The following is an 8,664-nucleotide window of genomic DNA, read 5'->3' as shown; positions in this document are numbered from 1 at the left end:
AGTAATAGTCAAGAAACTGGTGATAGCAGAGGAACAGGAGCGACACCAGGAAGTAATAGTCAAGAAACTGGTGATAATAGAGGAACAGGAGCGACACCAGGAAGTAATAGTCAAGAAACTGGTGATAATAGAGGAACAGGAGCGACATCAGGAAGTAATAGTCAAGGAACTGGCGATAGTAGAGGAACAGGAGTAACACCAGGAAGTGGTAGTCAAGAAACTGGTGATAGTAGAGGAACAGGAGCAACACCAAGAAGTAATAGTCAAGAAACTAACAAATCAAAAGTTAAAGATATTTGGAACAACCAAAGCTCAACAGGAGAAGCAAGATTAAATGGTGAAAAAATAGGAGATAATAAATGAAAATAAAGGATAAAAAAGTTTTAATAATAATTAGTTTTTTTTTGCATTTTTAATTATTCTAAAAATTCTTTCAAATAACTACATAATAAATATAACAAAAAGTTTACCGAGGGGAGTATATAGGATACTTCCCTCTGAAGAATTTAAAAAAGATGATATTGTAGTATTTGAAATTCCTGAAGAAACAAAAAAGTATTTATTTGATAGAAAATATGTACCAAGTATAGTTACATCTATGATGAAAAAAGTGGCAAGTGAAAAAATAGATGATGTTATTGAAATAAATAGCAATAATGAGTTAATTATAAATAGTAAGAATTGGGGAAAGGTTTATAAATATGATTCTTACGGAAGAAAATTACCTGAGATAGATGTAAAAAAAATGAAAGTACAAAAAGGAGAAATATTTTTATTGTCTGATTACTCTGATAGGTCATTTGATGGCAGATATTTTGGAGTAGTACCTATAAGTTCAATAAAATATAAAGTGGAATTATTTTTTAATTTTTGATTGACATAACTATAAAACTATATTACTATATTACTATAAAACTATATAAATATAGGAGATAAAATTATGGCTCAAATTAATATTAATGTTGATGAAGATTTAAGAGAAAAACTAAAAGTAGCTTGTGCTTTAAAAAAAGTTACAGCAAAACAAGTTATAGTAGAAGCTATTAAGAAATTTATAGCTGATGTAGAGGAGGAAAATAAATGAAAAAAATAATTCTTAGTTTATGTATTTTAAGTTCATTAGGATTTACAGGATGTTTAGGAAAATCAGAAATTGAAAAAGAAAATGCAAAAATAGAAAAGTTAAAAGAAGTGGATTCTGAATATACAAATCAAAATAAAAAAGCCAATCTTTTAAATGGTGAATGGTAGAATGAAAAAAATAATTCTTAGCTTATGTATTTTAAGTTCATTGGGATTTACGGGATGTTTTGGTAAATCAGAAATTGAAAAAGAGAATGCAAAAATAGAAGAAATGAAAGGAATAAGTCCTGAATTAAAAGGAGATCAAAGACCTGCAAATGTATTAAATAGAGAATGGTAAAATAAAAAAGAAGCTCTTATCTTTTCCCAAGACAGCTTCTTTTTAAATAAAATTTTTCAAAAAATTAATAATAATGCCACTTATTATTAATTTAAATGAAGGAACTCAAAGAAACATAAAATATTAATACAGCTATTTAAAATAAATTTTAGAAATAGGCTAATTAACATATGTTAAAATGTTAAAATGTTAAAATGAGTATATGTTAATATTACCATATTTTTCTAAAATTTCAAATATAAAATTTTTTAGCACAACACCAATGGAGGATTTGTAATGGAAAAAAATAGTAAAATGGTAATACATCAAAATAACTTAGCTTCAGGTAGATTTGAAGATTTTGAACTTAGAGAGTTAAAATTATTTTTAACATTAATATCTAATTTAGGAAAAAGTGAAAATTATTATACTGCTGACAGTAAGTTTATAAAAGATTTTATAGGGATGGAGAGAAAAAGTTATTCTTTATTCGAGGAAACTATAAAAAAATTACAAAAAAGAACAATAGAAATAAAAGAAAATGAAGATAAATATAAAAGTTATAGTATATTTTCTGTATTAGAATTTGATAAAAAAGAAAAGACAGTTGAAGTAGAATATAACCCTAAATTTTTACCTTTTATAAGAGATTTAAACCAGGGAAATTTTTGTAAATATTACCTTGAAAATATAAAACATTTATCAAGTAGATATTCAATTTTATTTTATATGAGATTACAAGCAGAAGCCTGGAAAAGAAAAATTTATATATCAACAGATGAAATAAAATTATTATATAAAAATTATACACAAAATAATATAGATCAAAAAATTATTAAACCTGCAATAGAAGAAATTAACAATTTAACAGATTTGAATATAAGAGTTGAAAAAATATATAAAGGAAAAAAAATATCAGGATATGATTTCTTTATCTCTAAAAAAGAAGCTATTATATCAGATCAATTAAAAGAATCTATAGAAAAAGCTAAAAAAAATATTTATATATCAAAATCAAAAACTTTATCTAATGAGTGTATTGCAATTCTTATTAATGAGTTTACTGAAGAAGAACTTGTATTCGGTTTAAAGGAAGCATACAAAATAATAAATAAAGATTTTAGTAAATTAACTTATTTAAGTAAAATTATTAAAACTATAATATCTAAAGATGATAAAGATATTATAGATAATGAGAATATTATAAATAATATTGAATTTAAAGAAGAAGAAGTGAAAGAAGAAAATATAAAAATTTCATCTATAGATGAAATTAGATTAAAATATATAAAAAAATTAAAACCTCTAGTTCCAATAAGAAAATGGAATTTATTTAATAGTATAATTTCTACTCTTACAACAGAAGAAGAAATAAAAGAACAATACGAAAAATTAATTAAAGAATCTGTTAAATAATAAAAAGTTATTGATTTTTTAAAATATAAGGTATATAATTTATGTACAAACTAAAAATAATCAATGTTGGAAACTTCATTGTACGGAAAAGAGCTAGAGGTGAGAAACTAGCTCTTTTCTATTTTTTTGTACTATGATATAATCTAATAAGTGGTTGCCTACCCTAGAAAGGGGGTGAAGTTTCCAAATGGAAAGATTATTTTTAGTTATAGTCCTTTTTTTACTGCTAGTTAAGAAAGGGTACTAGGTAATCACTGACTAGGTGTCTCACCCACCTAGTCTTTTTTAATTGGCAAAATTCAGCGTAAAATAGCTCTTTTAACAATTATAAGATAAAGTTAGGGAATCACTAAGGTTAAGAATAGAAATATGTTAAAATCAATTATACAAAGAATAACAAGCATAACGATAAAACCCTATAATCGTTATATAAGAAATAAAATTATTAGACTATAAAAAATACTTTTTCTTATAAGTTTTTAATTAAAAATGAGGGCATAGACTAGACCCTCATTTTTGGAATAAATGTATATAGGTTTGTTAATTAAAAAGCAAGGAATTATCCTTGCCAGTTGTTTGTTTAACTTTAAAAACCTGTAACTTTTTTTAGTATATCAATTTTAACTAAAATCTTCAATAATAATTTTTATTTTTAGATTTGTTCTTAATTAATACAGTAAAAATTATTTAAAAATATATTTTGAATTTTTATACTTTAAACTCTATAAAATTGATTTTAAGGCTTGTGTAAATGTTTTTATGAGTATTTTATTGTAAAATTGATTGAAATTGATTTTATGCTATTTATAGGCTGTTTAAAATATGTTTTTAATTTAATTTTAGAAGTAAACTTTTAAATATATAAAATTTTATTGTTTTTGATTTTTTTTTAATTTTTTCTATTCAAAATAAAAACCCTCTTTTTAAAAAGAATCTTTTTTCTTAATTATTTAATAATATCTTTTTAAGACCCTCAACAAAGCCTTTATTTATAAGGGGTAGATATATACAAGTAAATAACAAAAGGTGCAAAACAAGAGTTAAGTAAATAACAAAAGGTGCAAAAGTAAATAACAAAAGGTGCAAAACAAGAATTAAGTAAATAACAAAAGGTGCAAAACAAGAGTTAAGTAAATAACAAAAGGTGCAAGTAAGTAAATAACAAAAGGTGCAAGTAAATAACAAAAGGTGCAAAAAAAATGAGTAAGTAAATAATAAAAGGTGCAAAATAGAAATTAAGTAAGTACCAAAAAGTGCAGAATAAAATATTTATAAAAATTATATTTTTTAGATAGTTGTTTTATTTCAAAACAGTATTTTTTAAAAAAAAAGAGCTTTATTAGCTCTTTTAAATTAAGTTTTTATTTGTCATTGATTGGTTTTAATTTCTGTTTTTTGTATAATGATTTTATTTGTATTTTCATCAAAAAGAATTTCAACCTCTCTTAGATCGGTTGTTATACCCATTTTTCTAATCCAGGCAACAGGAAGTGTAATTCTTGTAGTATCACTTCCAGAACCACCTTTAGACCATAAGATTTTACCTTCTCTTTTTTCCATTTGTAACCCCTTTATTTGACTTTTTGTCAAAAATATATTATAATTAATTTAACAAAAACATACTGGTAAGCAAGAAAATAAGCTCCCTTCTCTACAGGAAAAGAGCTTATTTTTTTTTGTTTAATTTTATAATAACCATTAACAATAGGACTACTGTTATAGGCTGAAGAAATAAATTTAAAGTTTTTAAAAATTCCAATTCAACACCTCTCTAACTTCTAATATTTATAATAATTCCATTTTCTACAGTTATTATTATTTCTGTTCCTTTTTCTGTATTAATATGTGCCGAATACTCTCCTCTTCCATTTTCTAAATTACTAATAATAACTTCTGTTTCGTTATTTTCCTCGTAATCTTCAAATGCAATTATTATATCATTTTCATCAAACTTTTGACCAATTAATTCTTTTAAATTATTAATAACTCCTTCAAAAGAAATAGTACTTGTAATTAATTTTTCCATGTTATTTCCTCCTAATTTACATTTTATTAAAGAGAGGAGGATTGCTCCCCCTTATCATTCTATTTTCTCAATTCTCTTATTGCTAAGATTATTGATAGTATATAGAAGATAATTTCTAGTATAGTTTTAATACTGGTAAGCAAGGTTTCACCCCCTCTCTACTCTTATATTATATGACGTATACGTCATAAAGTCAAGTTATTTTTTATAATTTTTTAATAAACTTTGCTTCAACTTGAAGCAAAGTCTATTAGCTATTTTATTGATTTTATAATAATCAAATTTGATTGTATCGTCTGTTTGTTCTTGTCTATGCTTAACAAATAATTTATTATTTTCTGTATCTGCTGTTAATTCAAATACTTGAAGATAGTCAACTTTTATTCCTTTTTCTTTTTGTTCCAGTATAGAAAAAATAAAACTTTGTAAAATATGAGGTTCAAATAATTCTCCTATTAATTTTGTTGAATATATGTTTAATTTTTTGAAATACATTTTTATTCCTCCCTATTATTAAATATTTTCTGATAAAGTTTGTGAACAAATACTAATTAGTGCGTAATAGTCTTTAGCTAATAATTTATTTTCTGTTATATTTTTTATTGTCTTTTTAAAATCATCATATTTATAATCTATTTCAGATTCTAACCCGTAAAATTCAATTTTTTTTAGCATTTCATATGCAATTTCTTTTAAATTTAGTTCCATATCAATCACTCCTAATTATTAATTTTTTAAATTCAATGTTCTTAGCTTCGTCGTAAGGGGGCGAAACCCCTGGAATCTTTTAGTTATTTTCAAAAAGTTTTTATAAAAAGAAATAGATCAGATTAAAGGTAAGGAAAAGCTAGAAAAGAAAAATCAACTTTTTGAAATTATTATTTTGTTAAGGTTCTAAAAAATTCATGTTCTTGAGCTGAAAATTTCAAAAGCATTAATTTTTGATAAGTCAAATTTGCGAAGTTTACGGAGCATTTTTTAAAAAATTTTTATGAAGAGAAACGGAAGAAAAAATTTTTAAAAAACTAGAATTTGACTTAGTAAAGAAAATTAATGCTAAAAAGAAATGGCTCAAGGAACATTTTTTAGAACTTACAAAAAATAAAAAAAGCTAGATTGACTCTAGCTTTTCCTTAGATAAGAATTATTTTTTATTAACTTTTATATATTTTACTAAGAAGTATAAATATTGAAATTCCTGAAATTAATAATGCTGTAAAAATATTTAGTTTTTTAAATTTCTTTTGTTTTTCAGCTAATTTTTTATATTCCAAATTTAGAAAATATTTTATTTGAAAAAATTTAAATTTTCTAATTTTCCTACTAGAAATTAGTAGGAAAAAATGATATAATATAAATGAAAAAGGAGCTACTTAATGTAGCCCCTTCACATAAGGTAAATGTTACCTATTTCTCGCAAAAATATTGTAACATTTATCCTTATAAAAATCAAGTAGGAGGATAAATTATAATGAAAAAACACTATGAAAATGGAGAAATTAAAGTTTCTATTGATTATGAAAATGATGGGGTGAGAAAAACTTTTTCAGATTTAATTTTTAAATCTGAAAGAGAACTTGAAGAATTTTTACTCACTCTTTAGAGAAAGGAAAAAAATGATAAAAAAAATAAGTTTAAGCAAGAGCTATAATAAAGTTATTGGAGGGTATATCCTTATACCCTCTAGTATCTCTAAAGAACTTGGTTGGTTTGACAATATAGAAGATATACACCTGGAATACAAAGATAATAAACTAATAATTTCAAATACTACTGAAGATAAAGAAAATAAAAATATTGAAGATGGAAAATTAATTATTTTCAATAAAGATACAAAAATTATTAGGGGTAGAAAATATTATAAAGATAGTGTATATTTAACTGAAAAAATATATTTACCTATCAATATCACAAAAGAATTATCTAAAGACTTTACAAATCTAAATATTATAATAACAACTGAAAATAATAATATTATCGTGGAGGGTATGAACAATGAATAAAAATGGAAAAATAATAACTATAAAAAATAATAAAGGTGGAGTAGGAAAAACATTTTTAACTTCACAACTTGCTTCAGGTCTTGCTTTAGCAAATAAAAGAGTTTTAATTTTAACTTCAGATTCTCAAAATAATATCTTTAACTACTTACTAAAAGGAAATAAAGAGTTTGATAATGGATTAAAGGCTGAAATAAGTAAAGGGAATGGAGAATATTTTAGATTGAGAGAAAATCTTTATTTTTTACCTTTAGAAAAAAGTACATTTGGTAATCTATTTATTCAAACTTTACCTAACTATTTGCAAAAAGTTAAAAATGAATATGATTATATAATTATTGACTCTGTACCAACTTTAAAAGTTGATAATGTATTTTTAGAAAATTCTGATTATGTTATAATCCCTACTCATTGTGATGAAGTAACAATGGAAGGAGTTTTAAATCTTTCAAAAGAAATTGATCCCAACAAAATTTTATCTATTGTTATAAATAAATTTGAACCTACTAAAGTACAAAATTATTTTTTAAATCTTCTGATAGAAAATTTTAATGGTATAAATATTCATTTACCTCCTGCAATTGAAAAATCATCATTTATTGAACAAATGCTTTATAATAAAAAAACAGTTTGGGAATATAGCAATAAAACAGCTCAAAAAGTTCAAGAAATTATCTTTGGAATTATGAAAGAACTTGAAAAAAGAAACTTGGAGGAAAGATAAAATGAAAAAAAATAATTCAACAATGATGAATTTATCTGACAGATTAAAAAATGAAGTTAAAGTAATACCTAAAAATGAAATTACAAATATTCCTGAAGAACATTTAAAAGATATAATTGATTTTTCTTTAATAAAAGAAATTTCTCCAACAGAAGAAATTGGAAATTTTTTAAAAGAACAAACTATAAAAATGTTTAGTATTCAAGCCAAAAGTGCTATTTTGCTAGGAGAAATTTTTACTAATGTGCATGAAAAACTAGGTGGACAAGGTAGTGAAAATGGAGTTTATGAAAAATGGCTAGATATAAATAACTTCAGTAGAGCTACAGCTTGGAGATATAGACAAAGATTTTCAATTTACTCTAGAGTAAATGAAAATAAAAAACCAATTATTGCAACTATCCCTCAAAGTTTAATAAGTGAAATTTACAAAAGTGAAGATTTTGAAGGTGTTATAAATATAATAAATGACTCTACAGATAAGGCAGATGTTATTGAGTCCTTAAATAATATTTTAGGAATATCTAATAAAAAAATAGAGCATAAAAAAGAAAATGAGATATTTGAAACATTTGAAGTAAAAAATTACATTCCTATATTTGAATCATTTGAAGAAAAAGTAAGTAAATTAAATAGTGAAGAAAAAAAAGAGTTAGAAAAACATTTAAAATCTATTGAAAAATTATTAAAATAAAAAATAGAGCTTCCAGGTAATAATTCTGGAAGCTCACTAAAAACTTATAGAGGTGATTTAATGTTAGTCTTGAAAATATTCGGAATTTTTTTAATTGTATGTCTTATATTTAATGGTATCTCTGAACTTAATAAATCATGTAAAGAAAAATTTAATCGCTCTTTTATTTCAGCAGAAGCAATTGGATTTCAATTAGTTGTTGGTACTCTCATTTTTGTAGGTAAATCATGGTATAAATCAGCTTTAACAAATAATGGAGATATTTTAAATGGACAACTTTTAATAGGATTAGGAATTATTTCAGGAATAGGATATATCATTCATCTTTGTGAACTACCCCGCCCTAAAGAGGACGGGGCTTCGTGGGAAGTATCTTAGTAATTTAAGATATCTTAATCACGC

General features: G+C 23.8%; 15 protein-coding genes. 11 read left to right on the top strand and 4 right to left on the bottom strand.

The window, feature by feature from the left end; all coding sequences use genetic code 11:
* The 6 genes from L992_RS13685 to L992_RS11820 all read left to right on the top strand — a co-directional run.
* Window positions 1–363 (top strand): hypothetical protein (locus L992_RS13685; RefSeq protein WP_197053432.1); only part of this gene is annotated, 363 nt, incomplete at its 5' end.
* Between the two features lie 52 nt (window positions 364–415).
* Window positions 416–874, top strand: a complete 459-nt coding sequence (locus L992_RS13375; RefSeq protein ID WP_081982917.1) for a S26 family signal peptidase — start codon at window positions 416–418, stop codon at window positions 872–874.
* 66 nt (window positions 875–940) lie between these two features.
* Window positions 941–1,084 carry a hypothetical protein gene (locus L992_RS13595; protein ID WP_156110702.1) on the top strand — a complete coding sequence of 48 codons (144 nt, stop codon included), beginning with the start codon at window positions 941–943 and terminating at the stop codon, window positions 1,082–1,084.
* Complete coding sequence (locus L992_RS13590; protein ID WP_156110701.1) at window positions 1,081–1,251, top strand: hypothetical protein; 171 nt, start codon at window positions 1,081–1,083, stop codon at window positions 1,249–1,251. Before L992_RS13595 ends, L992_RS13590 begins: the two co-directional genes overlap by 4 nt.
* Window positions 1,238–1,423, top strand: a complete 186-nt coding sequence (locus L992_RS13585) for a hypothetical protein (RefSeq protein ID WP_197053431.1) — start codon at window positions 1,238–1,240, stop codon at window positions 1,421–1,423. The genes L992_RS13590 and L992_RS13585 overlap by 14 nt, the downstream gene beginning before the upstream one ends.
* A gap of 276 nt (window positions 1,424–1,699) precedes the next feature.
* Window positions 1,700–2,818 (top strand): replication initiation protein, encoded by a 1,119-nt coding sequence (locus tag L992_RS11820; protein ID WP_047396460.1) that lies wholly within the window; start codon window positions 1,700–1,702, stop codon window positions 2,816–2,818.
* Between the two features lie 1,368 nt (window positions 2,819–4,186).
* On the opposite strand, the gene L992_RS11815 is transcribed toward L992_RS11820, so the two are convergent.
* From L992_RS11815 to L992_RS11800, 4 genes are all read right to left on the bottom strand, one after another.
* Window positions 4,187–4,378: a hypothetical protein gene (locus tag L992_RS11815; RefSeq protein WP_047396457.1), complete on the bottom strand. Its 192-nt coding sequence runs from the start codon at window positions 4,376–4,378 to the stop codon at window positions 4,187–4,189.
* 211 nt (window positions 4,379–4,589) lie between these two features.
* Entirely contained in the window at window positions 4,590–4,844 is a 255-nt protein-coding gene (locus L992_RS11810) for a hypothetical protein (protein ID WP_047396454.1), read from the bottom strand.
* Window positions 4,845–5,042: 198 nt separating this feature from the next.
* Window positions 5,043–5,339, bottom strand: coding sequence for a DUF960 family protein (locus L992_RS11805; protein WP_047396452.1), 297 nt, complete (start codon window positions 5,337–5,339; stop codon window positions 5,043–5,045).
* Window positions 5,340–5,357: 18 nt separating this feature from the next.
* Entirely contained in the window at window positions 5,358–5,552 is a 195-nt protein-coding gene (locus L992_RS11800; RefSeq protein WP_047396450.1) for a hypothetical protein, read from the bottom strand.
* Between the two features lie 763 nt (window positions 5,553–6,315).
* Here L992_RS11800 and L992_RS13855 point away from each other — a divergent pair.
* From L992_RS13855 to L992_RS11780, 5 genes are read left to right on the top strand one after another with little or no spacing between them, the layout of a single operon-like run.
* Window positions 6,316–6,447, top strand: a complete 132-nt coding sequence (locus tag L992_RS13855; RefSeq protein ID WP_255360721.1) for a hypothetical protein — start codon at window positions 6,316–6,318, stop codon at window positions 6,445–6,447.
* 13 nt (window positions 6,448–6,460) lie between these two features.
* The gene (locus tag L992_RS11795) at window positions 6,461–6,847 is read left to right on the top strand and encodes a hypothetical protein (RefSeq protein WP_047383508.1); all 387 of its coding nucleotides are present in this window, start codon (window positions 6,461–6,463) and stop codon (window positions 6,845–6,847) included.
* Window positions 6,840–7,568 carry a ParA family protein gene (locus L992_RS11790; protein WP_047396448.1) on the top strand — a complete coding sequence of 243 codons (729 nt, stop codon included), beginning with the start codon at window positions 6,840–6,842 and terminating at the stop codon, window positions 7,566–7,568. Before L992_RS11795 ends, L992_RS11790 begins: the two co-directional genes overlap by 8 nt.
* 1 nt (window position 7,569) lies before the next feature.
* A complete protein-coding gene (locus L992_RS11785) occupies window positions 7,570–8,262 on the top strand; it encodes a hypothetical protein (RefSeq protein WP_047396446.1) in 693 nt (230 codons plus the stop codon).
* Window positions 8,263–8,322: 60 nt separating this feature from the next.
* The gene (locus L992_RS11780) at window positions 8,323–8,640 is read left to right on the top strand and encodes a hypothetical protein (protein WP_047396443.1); all 318 of its coding nucleotides are present in this window, start codon (window positions 8,323–8,325) and stop codon (window positions 8,638–8,640) included.
* Window positions 8,641–8,664: the final 24 nt, after the last annotated feature.

This window comes from Cetobacterium sp. ZOR0034 (assembly GCF_000799075.1).
Taxonomy (GTDB): domain Bacteria; phylum Fusobacteriota; class Fusobacteriia; order Fusobacteriales; family Fusobacteriaceae; genus Cetobacterium_A.
Note: the sequence above shows the minus strand (reverse complement) of the source record. Positions and strands in the feature narration are given on the sequence as shown.